Annotated in this window: 23 protein-coding genes; 12 read left to right on the forward strand and 11 right to left on the reverse strand. The window is 46.1% G+C overall.

Features of this window, described 5'->3' with window-relative positions; translation table 11 throughout:
* Positions 1–60: 60 nt before the first annotated feature.
* From EHO57_RS09575 to EHO57_RS09610, 8 genes are all read right to left on the reverse strand, one after another.
* Positions 61–795 carry a helix-turn-helix domain-containing protein gene (locus tag EHO57_RS09575; protein ID WP_135645307.1) on the reverse strand — a complete coding sequence of 245 codons (735 nt, stop codon included), beginning with the start codon at positions 793–795 and terminating at the stop codon, positions 61–63.
* Between the two features lie 25 nt (positions 796–820).
* On the reverse strand, positions 821–1,102 hold the full coding sequence (locus EHO57_RS09580) for a helix-hairpin-helix domain-containing protein (protein WP_135645496.1): 282 nt from the start codon (positions 1,100–1,102) through the stop codon (positions 821–823).
* 63 nt (positions 1,103–1,165) lie between these two features.
* On the reverse strand, positions 1,166–1,753 hold the full coding sequence (locus EHO57_RS09585) for a hemerythrin domain-containing protein (RefSeq protein WP_135645305.1): 588 nt from the start codon (positions 1,751–1,753) through the stop codon (positions 1,166–1,168).
* Positions 1,754–1,828: 75 nt separating this feature from the next.
* Positions 1,829–2,344: a methyltransferase family protein gene (locus EHO57_RS09590; protein ID WP_135645303.1), complete on the reverse strand. Its 516-nt coding sequence runs from the start codon at positions 2,342–2,344 to the stop codon at positions 1,829–1,831.
* Position 2,345: 1 nt separating this feature from the next.
* Entirely contained in the window at positions 2,346–2,561 is a 216-nt protein-coding gene (locus EHO57_RS09595; RefSeq protein WP_135645301.1) for a putative signal transducing protein, read from the reverse strand.
* 5 nt (positions 2,562–2,566) lie between these two features.
* A complete protein-coding gene (locus EHO57_RS09600; protein ID WP_135645299.1) occupies positions 2,567–4,480 on the reverse strand; it encodes a B12-binding domain-containing radical SAM protein in 1,914 nt (637 codons plus the stop codon).
* A gap of 44 nt (positions 4,481–4,524) precedes the next feature.
* Positions 4,525–4,929, reverse strand: a complete 405-nt coding sequence (lep, locus tag EHO57_RS09605; protein ID WP_135645297.1) for a LipL41-expression chaperone Lep — start codon at positions 4,927–4,929, stop codon at positions 4,525–4,527.
* On the reverse strand, positions 4,907–5,974 hold the full coding sequence (locus EHO57_RS09610) for a lipoprotein LipL41 (RefSeq protein ID WP_135645295.1): 1,068 nt from the start codon (positions 5,972–5,974) through the stop codon (positions 4,907–4,909). Before EHO57_RS09610 ends, lep begins: the two co-directional genes overlap by 23 nt.
* A gap of 285 nt (positions 5,975–6,259) precedes the next feature.
* Between EHO57_RS09610 and nadA the strand changes: the two genes are divergently transcribed.
* The 3 genes from nadA to EHO57_RS09625 are packed head-to-tail and all read left to right on the forward strand — an operon-like array spanning position 6,260 to position 8,173.
* The gene (gene nadA / locus EHO57_RS09615) at positions 6,260–7,231 is read left to right on the forward strand and encodes a quinolinate synthase NadA (RefSeq protein WP_135645293.1); all 972 of its coding nucleotides are present in this window, start codon (positions 6,260–6,262) and stop codon (positions 7,229–7,231) included.
* Positions 7,232–7,235: 4 nt separating this feature from the next.
* The gene (ispF, locus tag EHO57_RS09620; protein ID WP_135645291.1) at positions 7,236–7,718 is read left to right on the forward strand and encodes a 2-C-methyl-D-erythritol 2,4-cyclodiphosphate synthase; all 483 of its coding nucleotides are present in this window, start codon (positions 7,236–7,238) and stop codon (positions 7,716–7,718) included.
* Positions 7,715–8,173 carry a hypothetical protein gene (locus tag EHO57_RS09625; protein ID WP_135645289.1) on the forward strand — a complete coding sequence of 153 codons (459 nt, stop codon included), beginning with the start codon at positions 7,715–7,717 and terminating at the stop codon, positions 8,171–8,173. Before ispF ends, EHO57_RS09625 begins: the two co-directional genes overlap by 4 nt.
* 49 nt (positions 8,174–8,222) lie before the next feature.
* Here EHO57_RS09625 and EHO57_RS09630 read toward each other — a convergent pair whose 3' ends face one another.
* A complete protein-coding gene (locus tag EHO57_RS09630; protein ID WP_135645287.1) occupies positions 8,223–8,660 on the reverse strand; it encodes a GNAT family N-acetyltransferase in 438 nt (145 codons plus the stop codon).
* A 74-nt stretch (positions 8,661–8,734) separates the two neighbouring features.
* Here EHO57_RS09630 and EHO57_RS09635 point away from each other — a divergent pair, with 74 nt between their 5' ends.
* From EHO57_RS09635 to EHO57_RS09670, 8 genes are all read left to right on the forward strand, one after another.
* Positions 8,735–9,088 carry a DoxX family protein gene (locus EHO57_RS09635; protein ID WP_135645285.1) on the forward strand — a complete coding sequence of 118 codons (354 nt, stop codon included), beginning with the start codon at positions 8,735–8,737 and terminating at the stop codon, positions 9,086–9,088.
* A 155-nt stretch (positions 9,089–9,243) separates the two neighbouring features.
* Entirely contained in the window at positions 9,244–10,107 is an 864-nt protein-coding gene (locus EHO57_RS09640; protein WP_135645283.1) for a tetratricopeptide repeat protein, read from the forward strand.
* A 19-nt stretch (positions 10,108–10,126) separates the two neighbouring features.
* Positions 10,127–11,092: a DNA-processing protein DprA gene (locus EHO57_RS09645; protein WP_135645281.1), complete on the forward strand. Its 966-nt coding sequence runs from the start codon at positions 10,127–10,129 to the stop codon at positions 11,090–11,092.
* 2 nt (positions 11,093–11,094) lie between these two features.
* On the forward strand, positions 11,095–12,597 hold the full coding sequence (locus tag EHO57_RS09650; protein ID WP_135645279.1) for an HTTM domain-containing protein: 1,503 nt from the start codon (positions 11,095–11,097) through the stop codon (positions 12,595–12,597).
* Positions 12,598–13,128: 531 nt separating this feature from the next.
* Complete coding sequence (locus EHO57_RS09655; protein WP_135645277.1) at positions 13,129–18,921, forward strand: beta strand repeat-containing protein; 5,793 nt, start codon at positions 13,129–13,131, stop codon at positions 18,919–18,921.
* Complete coding sequence (locus EHO57_RS09660) at positions 18,921–19,349, forward strand: Bor/Iss family lipoprotein (protein ID WP_167882274.1); 429 nt, start codon at positions 18,921–18,923, stop codon at positions 19,347–19,349. Before EHO57_RS09655 ends, EHO57_RS09660 begins: the two co-directional genes overlap by 1 nt.
* A complete protein-coding gene (locus EHO57_RS09665) occupies positions 19,337–19,651 on the forward strand; it encodes an LIC_10461 domain-containing protein (protein ID WP_135645275.1) in 315 nt (104 codons plus the stop codon). Before EHO57_RS09660 ends, EHO57_RS09665 begins: the two co-directional genes overlap by 13 nt.
* 47 nt (positions 19,652–19,698) lie before the next feature.
* Positions 19,699–20,289, forward strand: coding sequence for a DUF2179 domain-containing protein (locus EHO57_RS09670; protein WP_135645273.1), 591 nt, complete (start codon positions 19,699–19,701; stop codon positions 20,287–20,289).
* A 29-nt stretch (positions 20,290–20,318) separates the two neighbouring features.
* Here EHO57_RS09670 and EHO57_RS09675 read toward each other — a convergent pair whose 3' ends face one another.
* Together EHO57_RS09675 and EHO57_RS09680 are read right to left on the reverse strand one after the other, a co-directional pair.
* A complete protein-coding gene (locus tag EHO57_RS09675; RefSeq protein ID WP_135645271.1) occupies positions 20,319–20,849 on the reverse strand; it encodes an SET domain-containing protein in 531 nt (176 codons plus the stop codon).
* A gap of 292 nt (positions 20,850–21,141) precedes the next feature.
* Positions 21,142–21,717, reverse strand: coding sequence for a hypothetical protein (locus EHO57_RS09680; RefSeq protein ID WP_135645269.1), 576 nt, complete (start codon positions 21,715–21,717; stop codon positions 21,142–21,144).
* A 181-nt stretch (positions 21,718–21,898) separates the two neighbouring features.
* On the opposite strand from EHO57_RS09680, the gene EHO57_RS09685 reads away from it, so the two are divergent.
* Entirely contained in the window at positions 21,899–22,306 is a 408-nt protein-coding gene (locus EHO57_RS09685) for a GreA/GreB family elongation factor (RefSeq protein WP_135645267.1), read from the forward strand.
* Positions 22,307–22,310 lie beyond the last annotated feature (4 nt).

The raw sequence follows: 22,310 nt of genomic DNA on the forward strand, positions 1-22,310 counted from the left end.
AGTAACTTAAAATTTAAGCTGAATCGGTTCTATCGGTTTTCTATTAACAATCGACTCTGTTTAAATATTTAAGGAATTCCATTTCTTAGGACTAGTGCCTGTTTTCTTCTTAAATTCTCTTATAAAGTGAGCCTGGTCATAATATCCGGATCCGTAAGCTAGCTCTGTGAGACTTTCTGTCTTTCCCAAGCCTTCCAATGCTTTTCTGAATCGAACGAGACTCGCAAATTCCTTCGGATTGATCCCTACTCTGGCCTTAAACCCTCGCTCCAATGTGCTCTGGCTGACTCCCAAGTCTTCTGCGAGTGAACGAATTCCTAACTCTCCGGCACTAGAACGGATCCTTTGCATTGCTTCGATTAGATAAGTATCACTGTCTTCTTTCAGTTCTTTGTTCTTCCAGAATTTCTGGAAAACAAGAGAGGCGTCCCAGCTGGATACGCTCACATTTTCGTTTGCTTCTTCACAATCCTCGAGTAGTTGGGAAACTTCCGATTTAGTAAAAAGATCTTCGAGAGAAAGGCTAGCATCCTTGATCTCGTTCATGGGTACGGAGATCCTTCTGGAAAGCAACAAGGGAGGGATTTGGATGAGCAGTGATTTTGTATTGGCTTGGGAATAAAAGGTTCGAGGACCTGTTAGCACTCCTGTAATTCCCGCGATTCGAAGCGCCTCCGTCCTTTCTCCTTCTACTCTGGAGATCCGGCCACGAACCTGAACCCCGATCACGCAGTTCTCCCCTGGAACAACAGTATACGTTTCGGATCTATCCCTTGCGTCCCAGAATATGTTCATAATATTTTTAGAATATAAGAAGGGTCTAAAATCGAAGCGGGTCCTTCCAAGACCACCATTTCATTTTTTCTGGATCCGGATCCTTGGTGCCTGAAACATAGATGGCACATCGGAACACATAAAGCATGCAACGATCCACCTTGCCTCCTTGGTAAACGCAGATCTGCTCGTATAATTTCTCGGGATCGAGGCCAGACAATTCTTCCTTACTTCTGATCCCCAAATTCCAAAGATCCTGAGAGATTGTTTTGCCTACCCCCGGCAGGGTTTGGAATTCTTTTAAGACTAAGGATTTGTCCCGACTCATGGACCTTAGAATACGAAAGTAAGCGGGAAAAAGCAAGCTCATCCCGCTTTTCGGTCCGGAATTTCAGGCAAAAGCGGCAAGCATTCCTTCGAACTGTTTTCTTCTTTCGGCCGGTAAATTTGGCAGAATGAATTTGGCCCAAAGACGGATATCTTCCTTCTCTAAAGAGGACATGATCTCTTTTTGATGAGCCTGCAACTCTTCGTCCGTAAAATATTCGTGGATCTTTGCCTGGGTCTCCATCTCTTCTTCTCTCATGTGAAGAAAATACCGTGCCTGAAAGTCAATTAGCTTTTCGTAAAATTCCTCTCCCATCCGGATCTCTTTTCCTTCACCTAGATGAGCGCTGGTCTTTATATTTGCTGCCAGGACGGAGAGCTCTTGCAGTTTCTTCTCCAATCTTATATGAGCTTCCTTATCCTTCAAAGAAGCATTCGGAAGTTTTAAATCCAAATGACGTAGACTGACTGCCTCTTCGTCCCTGGCGTGGATCTCCAAGATCCGAAATACTTCCAAACTGAGTCGAAAGAACTCGTCCACTTCGTTCCGATCCTTAAAGTCCGTATTTCCGGTTTCCTGTACCAATATAGAGAGCGCATAACGTATGGCCCTATGTGGGATATCATATACTTTCCAACGGTTCGTTTGCATGGTTCACCTCTGCTTTTTCAGAGAAGTGTAGAGGAAAAAAGAACGGAAAAATTGTATAAAATCGTCAGAAGGACTTTATTTCGAAAATCCGGGATACGGTTTCCAATTCGGGATCCATCTCGGAACATTTTCTTTATAGTGAGTGTATTCCTGTCCGAATCTCAAAACTAATCCGGGTTCTTCCCTGTAGATGAAATAGATCGTATTCGTGAGAAAGAAAATAACTGCCAACGCAAGAAGATGCGGAGAAAGCAAAAAGAAAGTCTCTCCGAGCAAAATGAAAAGGACGCCAGTGATCATAGGATTCCTGCAATAGCGATAGGGGCCTACAACGATCAATCTTTGGGTAGGTTCCCAAGGAGCGATGGTACCTTCTCCTTGTTTGCGAAAGAGAGAAACCGTTCTGTATAAAAGAGCGATCCCGAATATGGACAGAAGAACTCCAACGACTCGGATCGGTAGATCGTTGGAGAGGTAGATCGGGTACGGGCGATATATAAAATACGGCAAGATGACTGTAACCGTAAACGGTAGGACCAAAATATCCCGGATATGCGCAAGAGTAGAAATTGTTTTTGTAGGACGTACCATATCAAGGATCCGTCCTTAAATTTTGAATTAAGATCTCCGCTCCCTCATAATCCTCTTCTCCCACATAAAAAGCGATCAACGTATCATTGGGAGGAAGAACCCCTCTCAATACATTTGCTTCGTCTCCTTTCTTGATATAAGCGATCTCTTCCGAAGACAATAAGGATTCCATAAGTCCTGCTTCGATCGGGTCGTTGGTTTCAAATAACTTCTTCAATGGACTTACTTCTCGCTATAACCTAGCACTTCCCAACACCAGCGCTTTTCTAACTCTCTGTCTGCAAAGGTGACCGATTCCGGATCCGCATTCTCTTGCAGAATTTTCCAAGCGGCACGATTTTCATTTTTGGAAACAATCCTCGCTCCCGGAAAATCTCCGCCAAGTTCTTCCGATTTTTTGGAAGCTTCTTCCCAATCCATTTCTTGGAAAACAGGAATATATTCTCGGATCTCGGAAACCCATTCTAACGGAAACGAAACTCCCAGAGGAAGCACGAGCACGATCCTATGCATCATATTCTCGCCTCTATGGGCTAAGGTCCTAGAAAGATAGGAGGCCGGTACTTTTTCGAATTCATCCATAATCTCCGTGATTAGTTCCGGATCGAAAGGTGTTTGCGGATATAATACGAGATCCGTGACTGCAAAAGGGTCTCTGGAAAAACGGCTTCTCAGTTTCGTGAAGAAATCTTGTTTAGAATTTTCTAATGCTTCCCCTCTCCACCAAACGGAAACATGTCTGGCACCCGCTAAATGGAATTCTTGCGATCCGAATTGCTCCAATCGTCCCGGAGAGAAGGAGAAAACATCCAAGACTTTTGGATCGGGATCAGAGAGAAGACTACGTGGAGTTTCATCCAACCTTCTATCCAATCGATCCTCCGATCGGAATAAAGTGGAACTCAAACTCTCTGCGGTAAAATTAGGAGTACGGATCACTCTATAAGGAGGCTTAGGAAGATAGATCAAGCCCTCCGTATCTGCGTCCTTTCTCATCGCAGTCCCAGGCAATACGGAAAGTGGAAATACCTGCACCCATTCCCCCAAACCGTGTCCGTAAAAGAATTCGATCCCTTCCATCACGTCGTCAGGAGTATCTCCAGGCAATCCGATGATCAGGTCCAGAAGAAGTTCGATCCCTCTGTCGGCCAGCATTCTCGCGGCCTCGGCCACCTTTTCCGGACTCCCGAAACGTTTTACTCGCTTCAAGGTTTCCTTATTGATGGATTGCATTCCTAATTCGATCCGATTGAAGCCAGCTAACGCTAGCTTGTCGGCGATCTTTTCTGTGATCCCTTCGGATCTTAGTTCTCCGAACATGGTCATCGTTCTATCGCCATTCACACGGATAATCGCGTCCAGAAAATCCTCGAAGCCCGGTCTATGATTGAAGGTAGGGTCCAAGAAGACCAGCTCCTTTGCGCCCCTATTCTTTAGATCGGAAAGAAGACGAACTGTTTCAGGAATATCTAATGTTCTTAATACATTGCTGCTTTTAGGATAAAAACAGTACGTGCACTGAGACCTACAACCTCTCACTGTTTCCAAATAAGTAGAACGAGTAGGATCCACAGGCACAAACCCTTCCAAATAAGGAGAAGGATAATTCGTCAGAGGAAAGGAAGCGTTCTCTTCCGGAGAGAATGGTCCCATCTTTCCGTCAGCACCGCGGACCGCGAGATTCGGTAGTTTTCTTGGATCTTCTTTTTTAAGTAAGGTCTCGATCAGAGCGGCAAAGGTATGCTCCGCTTCTCCGGAGACTGCGATATCGTATCCTTCTTCCGAAAGAACGAATGGATTGTCCGGATTCACTTCCGGACCACCGATCAGTATTTTAGTATGAGGAGAGCGTTGTTTGACTTCCCTAGCAAGGTGAAGACTTCTTTCGGTATTCCAAAGATAGAGGGAAAAGCCCACGAACTCAGGTTCTTCCTTTGCGATCCGATCCGCGAGCTGGCTATCTCCTTCTCGGTCGGTGATATCCGGATCTAGAACTTCTAGATCCAGTCCCTTCTTCTCCAAACCGTTGACCCTTGCAGAAACAGCCAAGCATCCCGCCGCCAAGGGGACATTGCCTGTAGCCGCAAACGCGGTCGGAGGCGGAACAGGAAGCTGGACTAGTTTCAACTTAGCCATGGGATCTAGATCTACAAAACCTTAGACGTTTCAGGATACCATACTTATTTGGCTAAGGGTTGGCTCTTTTCCGCAGAAGTTTCTACAGGTTCCGGGATCCCAAGCTTCTTGCATTCCTGCAATTCGGAGAACTTCTGCTTGGAAAGCTCGCACTGCACTTGGAGTAAGGTCTTATTCTCCACACAACTGCGTATGATCGCCTCACTAGTTTCTGGTTTAAGTACGGATCTAAGCATCAAGGCCTGTACATGCTTGGACATAGATTCGTCGTTTGCGATCAGTTTGGAAATATGGATATGAGCGTCGGAACATTCTTCTAGGCTCGGCTTAGTCCGTTTGCAGTTCGAAACGAAGAATAAAGCACATAAAAGAAAAGCGGACGTCAGACGTCCGCTTCTCCTAATTCTAAAAGAATTTCCGAATCGCTTACTTGTCAGCGTTGTCGTCAACGGCAGCTACCGCTTCCGCACGCTTACGCAATTCTCTAACGTAGTTCTTGTCTACGCCGGAGATCTTCATAGCATCTTCGTAGTATTTGATCGCCTTATCGAAATCGCCTGCTTGGAAGTAGTAAGTTCCGATATTGGTTTTTGCTCCCCAAGATTTTCCGCCAGCTTTCTTGTCGGCTTTTTCCCAGTTCTCTTTCGCTTTTTTGAAGCTTGGAGTTTCACCGGTGATCTCTTGGTATCCGTCGTTCAGAAGGTCAGCGACATCCGGATCTTCGTCTTTAACGAATACACGGATCTTCTCAGTATTCACTTTTGGAGAAAGTCTGTCTTTGATATAAAGAGCTGCTTCGTCTAGAGCTTTTCCGAAAGAGTCAAGAACGGAAGGACATACGGAACCGCCCACTCCTCCATCGACTTTCGCAGGGTTAGAAACAACCGCTTTACGAACTTCTCCAGTCTCTACTTTGATCAAAGTAGCATCGAGAGGGATAAGCATATAACGTACTGCAGTTTGTTTAGAAACGGAACCGCCGCCAGTATTTACTTGTCTACCGGTTGCAACAGAAGCCAAAGCTCCTCCGATTTGCATAGCAGCCGCGCCGTAATCGGTCATCATCTCGCTTCCGCACTCGGTATAAGGTTTTTGGTATCCGATGTGAAGGATCGCTTCGGCTCCCAATTGATTTCCGAGTTTTACACGGCTTTTAGTGATACCGGTAAGAGTAAGAGTTGCTTCGTTCAGAGCGTCAGCTCTTTTGCTCAAGTCGATTAACTTATAGTATGTTTCTTTATCGAATGCTTCGAATACTTTAGAAGGCATTTGGTCGATGAAGCTGGATCCTGCGCCAAACACAGTTTCCCAGAGACTTTTTTGAGGTTTCTCAACGGCAAGACCTACAACACGAATGGTTCCGAGGAATTGCTTCAGTTGGCGACCTTCTTTCGATTTAGGGAAAACTGGATATTCTACGTCTACGGTTTCTCCGCAGTTGGAAACCGAGAAAGCCAGAGCCCCTGCGAAAAGCAGAGCAGCGATTTTTTTCATTGGGTTAATACCAATCCTTTATGGATGATTTTAAGAATAACTTCGTATTGATCCGAAGAATTCTTTTTCTGTCAATTTATTTTAAGATACGAAGGGTTTGGGAGGGATTCGCAAATTTCTTCGGAGTCCCTTCCCCGCCTTTTCGGGAAAGAAAAGGAATATAAACACTTGCAAAACCTAGTTTCTTACTGGGACTCTACAATTCTGTTCAAAATCGGTTTCTATTCCGCCAAGAATCGTCAAAATAGAAAGGGAATACCGCCAAAAACCGATTAGGGGGGCCTCATGAAAACCGTAGAAGAGATCCGAAAAGCCCTGGGATCCACCTATATGGAACACGAGATAGAGGAGAAACTTCCTCTGATCCAAGAGATCAACCGGCTGAAAAAAGAGAAGAATGCCGTTCTTTTGGGACATAATTACATGACTCCGGACGTTTTCCACGGAGTTTCCGATATTTTGGGGGATTCCCTCTATTTGAGTAAGGCCGCTGCGGAAACAAATGCGGATATTATCCTGTTCAACGGGGTGCATTTCATGGCCGAAACCGCCAAGCTCATGTCCCCCGAAAAAAAGGTATTGATCGCGGACCTAAAAGCAGGCTGCTCTCTGGCAGAAAGCATCACTCGGGAAGATGTGAAAAAACTGAAGGCCCAGTATCCCGGGGCTCCCGTGGTCACCTACGTGAATTGCACTGCGGATGTGAAGGCGGAGACTGATATTTGTTGTACTTCCGCCAATGCTGCTCAGATCGTAAACTCCCTGGAGAGCGACACCGTAATCTTCCTTCCGGATGAATATTTAGCGGGGAATGTGCAAAAACAGACCAGCAAGAAGATCATCTCTTTTCCAGGCAGATGCATGGTGCACGAGATGTATACCGCAGAAGACATTCATAACGTGAGAAGGCAATGGCCAGGGGTTACTGTCATTTCCCATCCGGAATGCAATACGGACGTGGTTGCTGCTTCCGATTTTGCGGGTTCCACTTCTCAGATGTCCAAATTCATCCGGGATTCAGGAGCTAAGGATGTATTCTTAGTTACCGAATGTTCCATGGGAGACAATCTCAGATCCGAATTCCCGGAGAGACAATTCGTCTCCTCCTGTCGGACCTGCCCTCACATGAAGAAGATCACATTAGAAAAAATTAAAGATGCTCTGTTGTACGAGCGCTACGAGATCCAGTTGGACCCGGAGATCATTGAAAAGGGAAGATTGGCAGTCCAAAGAATGTTGGATGTGAGTTACAGATAACTGAATGTACAGGATCGGACAAGGGTTAGATTTTCATAGATTAGAGATCAACCAGGATCGCCCTCTCATCTTAGGTGGAGCCTTGATCGATTCCGAATACGCTCTTGTAGGACATTCGGATGCGGATATCGTAATACACGCGTTAGCCGATGCGATCCTGGGAGCCATGGGCTTGGGGGATATAGGACAACATTTTCCGGATACGGATCCTTCTCTCAAGAATATGGACTCTCGTTTGATCCTAAAGAAAACCTTGGATCTTAGCAAAGAGAAGGGTTTTCATCTGGTAAATCTGGACTGCACTATTATGGGAGAAAGGCCCAAGATCGCTCCTCATAGGGCCAAGATACAATCCTCTCTCTCTTCGCTCTTGGATCTACCAGAAGATTGCGTCTCGATCAAAGCGACTACTACGGAGAAAATGGGAGCCCTAGGAAGAACGGAAGGATTGGGAGCAAGCTGCGTGGTCTTAATGGAGAAGAGATGAGCCGAGAAAGAATACTCGCTCTACAAACTGCCTCCTGCTTTCTGATCCTACTCTCTCTATTCTTCTTTTATATGAGAGATCCTTTCTTGGAAGAGTCCGCCTATTCGATCCGTCAATCCGTGTTGGAAGAAACTCCGATCCGCTCCTCCAAGTCCAGAGTAATGAGATACTTGAAATCCAAAGGGATCACCAGGATCTTCGAAGAAGATAAGCCTTATATTGCGGATCCTTCCTACGTAGCGGATATATTACTATTTAATAAAAAAGGAATTATCCAATCCAATCCGTATTTTATCTTCCGCCAGGACAATAATCATATAAGAGCGGAACTAGGATCTTATATCGATCTTACCGATTCCAGATTTTGGCTAAGGCCATATCCAGTTCGGGTCTTTTTATATTTTCAATTTTGGAATAACGAGCTAGTCCAAGTCAGAGCAATCAAAGCTTTCTGAAAGTTCCTTTTTGAAGAAGACATTTTGAGAGACTTGATCTGAAAGAATCTCAGTCCGTCTTTGCCCATTCCATAAGGATTGCGTCTTCGCCTGGACCATAGTACGATTTTCGAATTCCTAGTTCTTTGAATCCTAGTTTATGGTACAAATTCAAAGCCGGAGGATTTCTGCTTGAAACTTCCAATAGTACCTTCGAAGAAAATTCGCAAAGAGTCCTGAGGATCGTTTCTCCTTCTCCCGATTTTCTTTTCGAGGGAAGGATCCCTATCCTCAATAGCTCGAGCGAATCTCCCAAGTCTACGTAGAATAAATATCCGACTCCTTCTTTCAACCAAGCGAAGTGATGTTCTAGATGACTTTGTATGGAAAATCTTGCCCAAGCGGAGCGCTCGAATACGATCTTTTCCATTTCTTCCAAGAGACTGAGGTCTTGGATCTCGGCCAGTTTCCAACCGTTAGGAAGAATCTTTTTTTTTCCAAAATCCAATCCATTTTCTCCTTGCGCAGTTCCTAAAGATTCATACTAATTAACGGTCGCTTTGCGGAGGAGAAAAATTTTTTATGAAGAACATAGGGAAATATATCTATGCCCTTCCCATCCTGATCTCCGGAATTTTTCATTTATTGAAAGGACCGGATATGGCAGGAGTCGTTCCCAGCTATATCCCGTTCCCGGTTGTTTGGGTTTATGTAACCGGCGTCGCATTGATCGCTGCTGCCTTGAGCATTTACATTAACAAGAAAACCAAATTGGCCACTACATTACTCGCAGTGCTTTTGGGAATTTTTATCGTACTCGTTCACTTTCCAGGCGCAAGCGCAGGCAACCAGATGTCGATCGGCATGCTTCTGAAAGACCTTGGTCTTTTGGGTGGAGCCTTAGTCATCGCGGGTATTTCCAAAGACAATACCTGATCATTCTCAGGGAGGACTTTCGTCCTCCCTCTCACTTCTTAGTTTCCCTTCTTCCTTCTTCTAAAAAAAATCAAATTCCAGGGATTTTCCGTCGACCATACCTTCGGTTTTCCGACATGGTACTCATCATAGGCCAACCTTTGCAGAGGAACAAAATGGGAATTCGACTTCTCCTTTTTACGTTTTTATTATTCGCGATCTTAGATTGTAAGAATCTGAGCAAATTCTCTTCCAAGGCGGCAAAGCCTCCTACGGTGGAGGATTTGGATGCGTGGAAGCGTCGATTGAATATGGACGAATCCGAGATCGTAGAACTGGAAAAGAAGATCAGAGAAATGGCTTCTAAGACTAGATCCGCGGGAGCTCTTAGCTGGAAGATCGCCCAAGGTTACATGAAGATAGGCGATTACGACCTAGCATCAAAATATTATAATAAAGCAATCCAGGAAGAAGGTTCCGGCAAAAAGGCGGAAGTGATCGGCGCGGACGTTCACTTCTTTGAGTCTGCACTTCCCTATTTCGATCGGGCCCTTTTACAAATGCCTGTAGAGCAACAGTTGCTCTTTGAGACCGGACTTTCCTATGCAAATGCATCCAAGGATAGAGGATGGGAACCTAAACGGAGAGAGATCGCGATCGATATCTTCCAATCCTTGACGAGACAGGATCCCAGGGACTCCAGGTTTCCATATCAACTCGCCTTGATCTATTTCGATTCCTCCATGGCGGACTCTTCTTGGGAAGGAGTGAACGCGGGCTTTCACGATCAGGACAAGGCATTCGTTCTCTTGGATTCTGTCCTGAAGAAGGAGCCAAGGAATGTTCCTGTTCTATTCGCTAAGGCAAATTTCCTATTTAGATCCGGCAAGGCCGAAGAATCCAAAGAGATCTATTTGCACCTGAAATCCACGATAGAATCCCTCAAGAAAGACGGCTTCATTAAGGAAAAACTGGAAGAGAACGAATCTTATAAAAACGTAATGAACAATCTTAAGAAAATAGATGTAAAGGAAAACTAGGTTCGAATCTAGGAGACTCGTGGATTTTTTAGCTCTTACTTCTCCTAACATTTACAGGATACTGACTCGATCTAGGATACTTGCATCCTCTTCTTCTAAACAAGAAGTCTTAGAGAAGATCGGAGCTATCCTGCCCAAAGATCTGAAAGAAAGAGCCAATTTCGATTCCAAGACATACTCGGAGTCCGCTCGAACCTTGGGAGTCTCCATACTAGATTATTTCGATCCTCATTACCCCGCTCTTCTTAAGGAAATCTACGATCCTCCTCCCAATCTATTCTGCATCGGGAATCTCTCCGTTCTAGACAAGGCTTACGTGTCCGTGGTCGGAACAAGAAAGATCTCTGCGATCACATTCGCTTATTCTAAAGCCATCCCTTCTTTCATTCGTTCGTTGGGATGCGATGGTTTGGTTTCCGGCCTGGCCTTAGGAGTGGACGCGATCGCAATGCATCATGCGCTGGCACAAGGATTGTTCGTGATCGGGGTCATGGGAACAGGGCCTGAAACGGAATACCCTTATGCAAACAAAGATCTGTACAGAAAAATGAAACGCTCTGCGAACGCACTCATCCTAACGGAATGTCCTCCCGGATTCCAAGTGCGCAAGTATGCATTCCCGAAGCGGAACAGGATCATCACCGGGATATCCTCCTCTCTGTTGATCATGGAAGCTCCGAATAAAAGCGGAGCCTTGTCTTCTGCATCCAGCGCGATCTCTCAGAACAGAGAGATCTATGTATTCGATCATCCTTACCAATTCTCGAACGAAGGAGGAAGAAAATTAATTTCAGAAGGAGCGAATCGAGTCCTCTTTCCGGAAGACCAAGGAGAAGAGACCAAGATCTTTCATACCAATGAAATTATCCCGGATCGTTTCGAAGAAGTCCCGGGAATGCTTGCTCAATTGGGAAAACAAAGATTGAATGGTAATTGGATCGATCTTGGGAACGGATTCATACGATCCATCGGAAATGGGAATTGAGAATGGATTCTATCTTTGTTTTTTATAAAAATCTAAGATACAAATCTCATGCAAACTCCCCCGCCTGGTCTCTCGGAGCCTTCCGCTTCGGATTCGGCATCCTATTATTCGTAACTGCGACCCGGTATTTGTATTATGGCTGGGTAAGAAAATATTTTTTAGAACCTTCCTTTCATTTTAAGTATTACGGCTTCTCTTGGGTCCCTGTCTTACCCGCCTGGTTATTATATCCTATTTTTATTATATTATGTATTTCTGCCATAGGGATCTCTCTCGGAGTCCTATATCGCACTTGCATAGCGATCTATTTGATCGGATTTCTGTATTTTAATCTTTTAGACGTCTCGACATATCTAAATCACTATTACCTCATTACGCTTTTATTATTCCTTTTATTCTGGATCCCTGCGGATCGTTGTTTTTCCTTACAACATTTCTTGGACGCGTATCGAAACGGTAGGTGGTCGATCCCGAGAGTCCCGAATTGGTCTTTATGGATCTTGAAATTCCAAATAGGCTGCGTATATTTTTTCGGAGGACTGGCCAAACTAGTTCCGGATTGGCTTTTCCAAGCGCAGCCACTTCGCATTTGGCTAGTACGAAATACGGATTTTCCCGTACTTGGCGGATTCTTTACCTATCCGATCGCAGGATATGTATTCAGTTATGCGGGATTATTCTTCGACCTATTCGTTCCCTTCTTCCTATTAAAACCGAAGTTTCGTCCTTGGGCTTACGGAGCAGTACTGATCTTTCATTTACTGACCTGGAGATTATTCCCGATCGGAATGTTCCCTTGGATCATGATCTTTTCTGCCTTGCTTTTCTTTTCTCCGAGTTGGCCATTGCAAGCTCGAAGGTTCCTTAAGAAACGAGGACTCTTCCCTTACGGCGAATTTAGGAATTTACTCAAGACGATTTGGCTGAAATTTCCTGTCACACTTCGTTTCCTTTTGGCGGAATATTTTTTCAAACTGCTACATATATTAGAAAAGCCGAATGCGTGGGGAAGAAGATCCGAATCCGCGATCTCCGCCTTTACGTCCAAATTTGCGCTTAGGTTCGGAACTTGGGCATTGGGGATCTATGTCTTCCTTCAGATCTTTTTGCCTCTTCGTCATTTCTTGTATCCTGGAAATCATCTCTGGACGGAACAGGGATTTAGGTTCGCTTGGCATATCATGCTGATCCAAAAGAATGGGATCGCATCCTTTCGGGTCACCAACCTAAGGACAGGAGAGACCCAATATGTGTTGCCGGAGTCCTATTTGACCGAGCTACAGAAGACCATGATGAGTACCCAACCGGACTTGATCCTGCAATTTGCCCATTTCTTAGGGGAAAAGGAAAAGAGTCGCACCGGAGATGAAATATCGGTTAACGCCGACGTACGAGTCTCGTTGAACGGTAAAAAAAGCCGAGTATTCATCGACCCGAATCGCGACCTCATGAAAGTGAAAGACGATTTTTCCTACAAGGACTGGGTCCTTACCGATTCCAAATAAATCTTCTAATATACCAAAACCCTGATCCTGTATTGCGGACCCTAGCTCACCCAGTCTGAAAAACCAATTGGTACGACTAATAAGACATAAACGGAAATCCGGATCTATTAGTTATGTGTTAAAATGGGGTCATTTCCGACCTATAAATACCCTGGATCCGAAACATTGATGTTATAACGTTATTCGCCATTACCGGATTTCGAAATTCCTACTACATTATATTCGAATTTTCGAATATTTAGATTTTGTGGTGGGCTTTTTCCGATTTTAGGAGTAAACATTCTTAGGGATTGAAAATACAAATTCGCTTCACTTCCGGAATTCACCCACTCAAGTAATGATTTTTTAGGAAGAGAAGCCGTTTCAATCTCATCTTCCTCTCCGAAGATCCCTCTTCGAGCTAAGTAATCATATACTTACTCCACTAATCCTTTTTCTTTATTTTAATTTGAAATAGTGCGTAGTTTTTAGGCGTCCATTAGTTTAGGTCGATGCTAAAAAATTCGATCTATGATATACAGAAGTAGCGCAATGTCAGGAACCACGAACAAAAAGCGAATCTTGCTCGCATTTACACTTTTCTTTCTTCTTTTCCAAGGATGTATCGCTTGGCCGGCCCTCACAGGTGTAGTCGGTCTCGCCGCCGGAAAAAAAGGAGGAGGTCTATTCTTCCCTGGATTTGGTTCCAAAACAGAGCTTAGCAGTGTACAGATCAGTTCTCCTTATTCCAGTTTCGCAAAAACCACGAGCATGTCCCTGACCGCTACTGCTCTATATTCGAACGGAACTCATAACGATATCACTTCCGATGCGGTTTGGAGTTCTAGCGATTCTTCCATCATTCAGATGGGAGGCGGAGGACAGGCCACAGGAATGGCGGTAGGATCTGCAAGCATCAGCATTAGCTACCAAGGAATGACCGCTCAGATCTCTTTAGGTGTGACTTCCGCTCCTCTGTCTACGATCACGATCTCTTGTATCAATCAAAATGTTAGCTTACCAAAAGGAACTACTAGACAATGTAGTTTGACCGGTAATTTTGCGGACGGCTCCTCTCAAGATCTTACGAATGATCCGAACACTTCTTGGAATACGGGAAGCTCTTCCATTGCGAATATCGATGCGACAGGCTTAGTGACTGCAATCGCAGCAGGAAGCACTTCTATCCAAGCCAGTTATAAGGGAGTCAACGCAAGTAATTTAAATCTGACAGTAAGCACTGCTACTCTCGTTTCCATCGCAGTCACTCCTACGAACCAATCTTTGGCTCTAGGAAAGAAGCTACAATACACTGCGACAGGAACTTATACGGATAATTCTACCCAGGACATTACCAGTTCCGTTACCTGGACTTCTTCCGATACGAGCATTGCGATTATCGGAGATACTTCCGGATCCAAGGGATATCTCTCTACGGAAGCGCAAGGGACCGCGACAATCACCGCATCATCCGGTTCTATCAGCGATCATACCGATATTACCGTTACTGCCGCTATTCTAGAGAGTATTTCAATCACTCCTTCTAATCCAAGTACTCCGAAAGGAAGGACTACAAACTTAACTGCTACTGGAATTTTCTCCGATGGCACTTCTTCTGATATAACCGATCAAGTAACTTGGTCGAGCTCCGATCCGAATCTGGCAACCGTGGATAACGGTTCCGGACTAGAAGGTAGGGTCTCCGGAATCGCAGTGGGAAGCGTGGACATCAGCGCAGGAATTGGCGGAGTCAGCGAAACGATTACTTTCAATGTTACTGCGGCGGTTCTAGATAGCATCCAAGTCGTCGCTGACGATACCTCCATCGCAAGAGGAACAAGCACTTATGTTACCGCAACCGGTGTGTATTCGGACGGGACCTCTCAAAATATCAGCGCTAGTGTTTCTTGGAGCACTTCCAGTTCTTCTACTCTGCAACTGGGTTCCTTGAATAGCGTTCCTGAGAAGAATGTTCTCTCTCCGAATAGCGGCAATATCTCTTCTGCAAGGATCACCGCAACTTCAGGAAGCGTCAGCGGTTATGTGGATATCACCGTGACTGCCGCAAAATTGGTCTCGATCGCAGTTACTCCTACGAATCCAAGCGTAGCGAAGGGTCTTACGAAATCCTTTACCGCTACCGGAACCTATACGGATGCGACCACACAGGATCTGACCACTCAGGTGACCTGGACTTCTTCCGATACAAGCAAGGCTACGATCAGCAATGTAAGCGGAAGCGAAGGGATTGCGACGGGCGCTGCGGTGGGAACCTCGAATATCACAGCTACTCTGGGAACTATTTCTTCTGCTGCGAGCACTCTGACAGTGACCGCCGCGGTATTGCAATCTATCACGATCACTCCTTCTAGCCCAAGCGTCGCGAAAGGAAAAAGCCAGGACCTCACCGCTACCGGAACCTATTCGGATGCGAGCACCCAGGACCTGACCACCCAAGTAACTTGGAGTAGTTCCGATACAAATACTGTAGGTGTGAGTAACGCGTCTGGAACGCAAGGAAAAGCGAGTGGGGTGAATGTAGGGACTGCCAGCATCACTGCCACTCTGGGTTCCGTATCGAGCTCTATTACATTCACAGTAACTTCTGCGGTCTTGGTCTCAATCGAAGTACATATCCACGACTCTTCTATCGCCAAAGGAACCTCTACTTGGGCAGAAGCTACCGGAACGTATTCGGATAATTCCACTCAGGATATCAGCAACCAAGTGGTTTGGGGTAGTTCTCAAACCACTGTGATCCAATTAGGAGGACTAAACTCTTCCTCCAAAGAAATATTAAGCTCTCCTAATGGAGGAAGCCAAGGCACCTCCACTATTTCGGCGACATCGGGAAGCATAACCGGATCGGCTACTATAACCGTAGGCGCTCCGACCTTGGTTTCCATCCAAGTGGACCCTACGAATCCGAGTGTGGCAAAAGGCTTAACCAAAAGTTTTACCGCTACAGGAACATATACGGACGCAAGTACACAGGATCTGACCACTCAGGTCACCTGGACTTCTTCCAGTACGAGCACGGCAACCATCAGCAATGCCAGCGGAAGTAACGGTGTGGCAACTACCTTGCAAACCGGTACTACGAATATCAAGGCCCAGTTAGGAAGCATTGTTTCTCCTACTAGCACACTTACGATCACTGCGGCTACCTTGACTAGCATTACGATCGCACCTTCTCCTACCTTGAGTATCGCTAAGGGAAGGACCCAGAATTTCACGGCAACGGGTTTGTATACTGACAGTTCTACTCAGGATATCACCACTCAGGTGACCTGGAGTTCTTTTGATCAGACAAAAGCTACCGTCAGCAATGCAAGCGGCACCCAAGGAAAACTGACCGCTTTACAAGAAGGAAGCACACAGATCTCCGCCACCTTAAATTCGATCACGAGCACGGATACTGCAGTAACTGTTACTTCTGCGGTCTTGGATAGTATCTCGATCACCCCGACTAATTCTAGTTTAGCAAAAGGTTATACTACCAACTTCACTGCAAATGGAGTGTATTCGGATTCCACTACTCTGGATATTACCGCGCAAGTCACCTGGGCCTCTTCGAATACTGCATCTTCTACCATTAGCAATTCGAGCGGGAACCAAGGTCTCGCGACTGCGGTGGCCACTGGAGCGAGTACGATCTCCGCAACTCTAGGCTCCATCTCTAGCTCTACCAACTTTACGGTAACTGCTGCGGTCTTAGTCTCTATCTCCGTTTCTCCTACAAACACTACGGTTTATACGACTAAGACCAAGAATTATACTGCGACAGGAACCTATTCGGATTCAAGCACTCTGGATCTGACTAACACAGTCACCTGGGCTTCTTCCGATACGAGCATCGCTACGATCAGCAATGCAAGCGGTAGTAACGGGCTTGCGACAGGGGTAGCTGCCGGAACGATCACGATTTCCGCAACCAACGGCACTATCAGCGGAAATACGCAACTAACGGTACTGTATCTTGATACGACTCCTCCTACCGTTTCCAGTGTAGTTTCCTTAAGTGCCACCACGGTTCGGATCACCTTCTCCGAATCCGTGAATGCGACCCAAGCGACTACTGCATCCAATTACAAATTGGCTCTGACTTCTGCGGTAAGTGGGAGCTGTTCCGATAATAGCAATTTCTCCTCTTCTTCCTCTATCTCCGTGTCTTCTGTGAGCGGAAGCGGCTCCGTGTATACGGTTACCCTTTCTTCTTCACAGACTTCGGGAACAGGCTATACGCTGATCGTGAATAAGAACGGAATTCAGGATCTTTCGGGGATCCCGAACAATCTGGGTTGCGCGAACTATGGGGACTTTGTAGGACAAGAACAGCTGAAGGTAAGCTCCGCGACTTGCGCGAGCACAAGCACCATCATTATCAATTTCTCCAAGCCGATCAAATCGGGAAATAACGTAAGCGGTTCGGGGGAATGTAGCAGCACTTCCGAATGCGCAAATCGTTATGCCTTGTCCGGGCCTACGAGCTTAGGCAATATCACTTCGGCGAAGATCCTGGACGGAACAGTCTGCGGTGGAGCCTCTGCCGATTCTGCAAAAGTTTGCGTGACCCATAGCTCATTGCAGACAGGAGCTCAATTTACGATCATTGCCGCAAATAATGTGGATGGGGACGATTTCAATAACTCTTCTTGGGGATCTATCCGCAACTCCGGCGATACGGAGAATGTTCAGTCTTCTCCGAGAGATAGGGCTACCTTCTTAGGTTGCGGGACTTCTCCGATCAATTTCGGAGATGGACCGATCTCCATCGACCAGAACGGATCTACTTTTGGATATCTGGCGGACTTCAACAGCAAGATCTATACCGGTCCGAATAATCTAGGAAACGGCGCATTACGTTTTGCTTATGATGGTTCTTCTCCTGAGTCGGTTCAATTCTCTTTTGCTCAGGACACCACTGCACAGGCGAGTGATTCCACGAATGTAAGTTCGAATACCGCAACCAGCAGAGAGAATAGCATTGCAGTTCCTCCTTACGTGACTTTAGGACATACAGGCTGTACTGCAAACGATGCGACTCTTGCAAACGGTTGTGGACCGGACAATGAGAACGGAAGAGGGATCTTTACCACAGGATCCCTAACTAGCAATCCGTATATCTTCATCGCGGCAGCAAGGACTACTCCGGACGGCAGCGGAAATTATCTCTTCGATTATATTTATTATTCGAACGATACTTCCACCAACCTGAACTATAAGTACATAGATATGGGAACCATCACAGGAACGGTCACTGCAGGAACTTCGTCTATCACCGTTCTGAACGATCGGGTCTTCCCTGGATTCGCAAAACCGAGCAATAGTGGTGACTTAACGAAAGGATTGAACGCTCCTGACTTCGGTTATATTTCCTTCAACTCAGCGGATACAAGCATCGGGAATTGCACCGCAGGTTCCAACTGCGACGCCACCGATGGTACAAACGGAAGAAGGATCCGGATCGACTATATGCCGTACTTCGGCGGACCTTCCAATGGAGGGGCAAGCTCCGTAAATAGTAGTCCAAACTGGGCATACTATATCGGAGTGGATTCTTCCTTTGTGTTTAAGAATAGGATCTATGCAGCAAACGGAGGCTTGCATGCAGTAGGTCATAACGGTTCCATCATCCGCTCCAATTCGGCCAATCCTACGACTGCATGTTCCAACAAGAACAATTGCTCCGACTGGACAGAGATCGGCCCAAGATCCAATAGCAAATGGCATAAGAGCGATAACACTTGGTTCTCTCTGGAACTTTCTAAGTTCTACGATCTGATCCCTGCGGATAGAGCCTTTGCTCAGTTTGCAGAATTCAATAATAATCTCTATGTGACCCGTACGATCTGCGTCCAAAGCAGCCAGGCCTCCGGGCTTAGAAGTTCTGCAGGAACAGTGGCAGGATGTACCGACGGAACCGATACGAACCGTAGGGCACAGTTATGGAAATGCGATCCTACGAACGGAGGCTCCGATAGTACAAATCCTACTACCTGCGAATCGGGAGAATGGTCCGTTGTGGGAGACGATGGAACAGGGATCACAAACTTTGGGGATTCCACCAACAAGACCATCACCATGGTGGCCAAAAACGGATCGTATCTCTATGTAGGATTCGATAATTCTGCGGGGATCCGGATCTATCGTACCAACACCGCAAATCCAGGCTCTACTTCTAGCGTATGGACCCAAGTTGCGGGAGCAGGCTTGACCGATCCTACCAATGTGCAGCAGATCTTCTCTGCGGTATCCGTATCCGTGAACAGTACCAATTACTTGTATGTAAGCGTGGGTAAGAACGGAACACCGGTACGAGTATATAGACAGTGGAACAACTAATGATCGGAACGGAAAATCGATCCATCGACTCGATCCACAAAAGAACGATCCGGAAAGCCAGACTCATTTTGGCTTTCGGACTCTTCTTCTTAATATTTGTAGTAGGAGAGTCTTGTCGTCACGCGATGGTCCGTTATCCTCAGGCTCCTCCGGAGGCTTGCCGGATCTACCCTACTTCCAAGGAATGCAAGAAGGCAATGGAACAGAGAGCTGCCCACCAAGAGCAAGGGGGAGAAGTATATAAGGTGCACCAAACCTATTACCTCTTCGGGTTGTATCCTGGAAATCTGGTCTTGGACACTTCTACCTATTGCCCGGAAGGTCCTAGATCGGTGCATCAATACACTTCCTTCTGGAACGCTTTCTGGGAGCAGTTGACCTTCAGTATTTATTCGCCTCAAACAGTGGAGATAGAATGTTACAGATGATCCGGATCCTTCTTCCCCTCTTACTCATTTTAGGAATGAGCGCCTGTCATTCCACTACGGTGGTCCATAAGCTGAACGGCACTCCATACTCTCTTACGAGCGAGTCCCCTGCGCCGGACCAGAAATTCAAACAAGGAAGCATGGTATTCGGGATCTATCCAGTCTCTCATACTCCGGATGTGGTCTGCCCGAATTCCATTCCGGAAGTAAAACTGGTGACCAAGTTCACGGACCTTCTCATTCATTTCTTTATCGGACCCTTCTACACGACCAAGACTGTAGAGATCTATTGTAAGAAATAAACGTAAATTGCTGGCCAAGCTAGAACCTTCCCCCACAAACTAAGAGCATGCCTAGTTGGGCCTTTGATTATCTAGTTTTACCCTTAGGGATCTATCTTGCCAGAATGACGGACGTAAGCATAGGGACTCTGCGTATCATTCTGATCTCCAGAGAAAGAAAGATGATAGCAGCCATGCTTGGTTTCTTCGAGGTGCTTCTCTGGTTGATCGTGATCACTCAGATCATGAGAAATCTGAGCAACGCTCTCTGTTATATCGCCTATGCCGGAGGATTTGCCACTGGTACCTTTCTAGGCATGTTCATAGAAGAAAAGCTGGCCATAGGCCATTCCTTGATCCGGATCATCGTCCCTGAAAAGGGAGAAGAGATCTCCGAGAACCTGATCCAGGCAGGGTATAGAACCACCAGTTTGGAAGCCCAAGGAGCCAGGGGGCCGGTCAAGGTCATACTTTCGGTTTTGAGAAGAAGGGACATTCCGATCGTTCTAGGCATCCTAAAGCAGACCGCACCAGGTGCCTTCTATACCATCGAGAACGCTCGTAAGACCAGCGACCCGGAGCTTTGGAAAGGAGGAGAGGGAGAAGCGGAGAGTTTTGCCCGCATCCTCTGGAGAAGGCAATCCAGGATCAGGAAATAAGCCCGGGCGAACCCGGGCCAATAAAGATCTTAAGCTGGTACTTTGACCAGGATCTTTTTGATTTCCTTATGCATAAAGGTAGGGAAGTTCAGATTGTACTGAGGCAGTAGGAGTTTCCAGTCGTCCTTACGGATGAATTTACGGCAATTGGAAGATCCGCAAGCACACTCGAAGGTCTGGTCGAAGTTCACTACGAAGTTTCCGTAGTCGATATTGAGCTCCTCTCCCGCTTCGATGTCCCTCTTGGCTATTATATTGTCCAATTGATCATACCACATGTTCGGATCGCAGGAGTGGTTCATAAAATTGGAGCTATTAATAACATACTCAGGTCCGGAAGGTCCGGTTACGAGGCCGAAATCGACATCATATCCGTATTTCATGAAGATTTCCTTCTCCTCTTCCGGAAGTTCGTCGGCTTCGGACACGGAAAGTACCTTCCAGCCGAACTCCTCGTCCTCAATCCACTCGCTATAGCTGAATAGAAGCGTTCCTTTAGCGATTGGTTGAGAGGCGAAGATCCCGTTTTCCCCGAATTTGTTTATTCGTCTTTCGATCATGCAAGATCAACCTGCTCTTCCCCATTGGGGCAAAATTTTTATCAGTCAAGTCCGAGATCGAAAAAACTTCAATTAAAAATATGAAATACCCCCTAGCTTAGCCCCTAAAAAAGAATCGGGGGCCCAAACATGTTCTTGTGAGAGGGAAGAAAAAAATTTCCTTTAGATCGACCGTATCGACTTGGACCGAAGGGCGACTCGTCCTAGTTCCGTATTAAATTTTTTTTGAGAACCCTTTGGCTCCTAGAAGAAGGGTCACTTAACGGCGAGGCCTCGTCCTGAGAGTCCGGGCCTAGTTCTTTTCAGGCAAGAGGGTGTAGATCAAGTCCTCAGTCCAGTCTTCGGACAAGGAAGGACCCGGTTCTTCTTTCAGTCTCTTCCACATTCCCCCCTTTCTTTCGAGGACCAGAGAAGAAATTTGGAAGAGGCTAGTGCGGCCACTTGCCTCTCCGAGTCTGGAGCTATCTCTTCCGATCTCTAGGAAACAAGTCAGGGGGAATAAGCTTGTCCATTTTTCTCCCAAGCCTTGGATCATCTCTCCCAGGTCCCGGTCTTGCCTTGAGTCTTGCAAGTGAGTGACATCCAAAAAGACGGGCAGGTCTCTTCCGGAAGATCCCAATTTACCAGAGCCAAGTTCCGTGCAGAAACTCACTGCTTGCGTGAAGCTTTCCGCAAAAGTAAGGACCACCTGTGTCTCTTCGTTGGAGATCTTAGAGACCATTCTTCCTAGAGCTAAGCCGTCTTCCATGCTAACACTTGTTTTAGGTACGATGAGTATAGGCCGGATGCCTTTGCGGACCAAGCGATACAGATACTTTACTAATACGAAAGACTTACTTCGAGAAGGATGAAACAGAGTAAGATACATCTCTACTCGAGATATCGAACCAAACTAATCTTTCGTTTAGTATAATTTTCAGACTTCTATGTCACATAAAAGCATGCAAAGTTTGTAAAATGTATAATTCAGAAAAACGCTTGAGTACAATTCGCGTATATGTAAGTTTCGGAATTACTTTTTGGGCCCGATGCAAAGGAGGCATGATGTTATGAGTGGGAAACGTTTTCTTTCCAAGTATGATCACCTAGGAATTCTTTCCGCTCTACAAGGTTCCGCGAACTCAGAAGAAGTTCAACCTAGCATCCTTGAAACGATACGTAGGACTCTTTCCAAAGCAAAGAAACTGGATCCGGCCCAAGTCCCGCAAGATCTGATCACTATGAACTCTAAGTTCGTATTAAAAGACCTAGGAAATGCGGAAGCCTTCCAATTTACCTTGGTGTATCCGGAGGATTGCCCGGTTCCTTCTCAAGGAAAGCTTTCCGTTCTGTCTCATAGAGGTTCTGCAGTACTCGGAGCCAGAGTTGGTGAGGTGGTTCGCTGGGATGTCAATGGCAGCGAAAAATATCTAAGAGTGCAAGAGCTCTTATACCAACCTCAACCCGCTGCCATCTGATCTT

Origin of the sequence: Leptospira langatensis (genome assembly GCF_004770615.1) — a bacterium.
In the GTDB taxonomy this organism is placed as follows: Bacteria; Spirochaetota; Leptospiria; order Leptospirales; family Leptospiraceae; genus Leptospira_B; species Leptospira_B langatensis.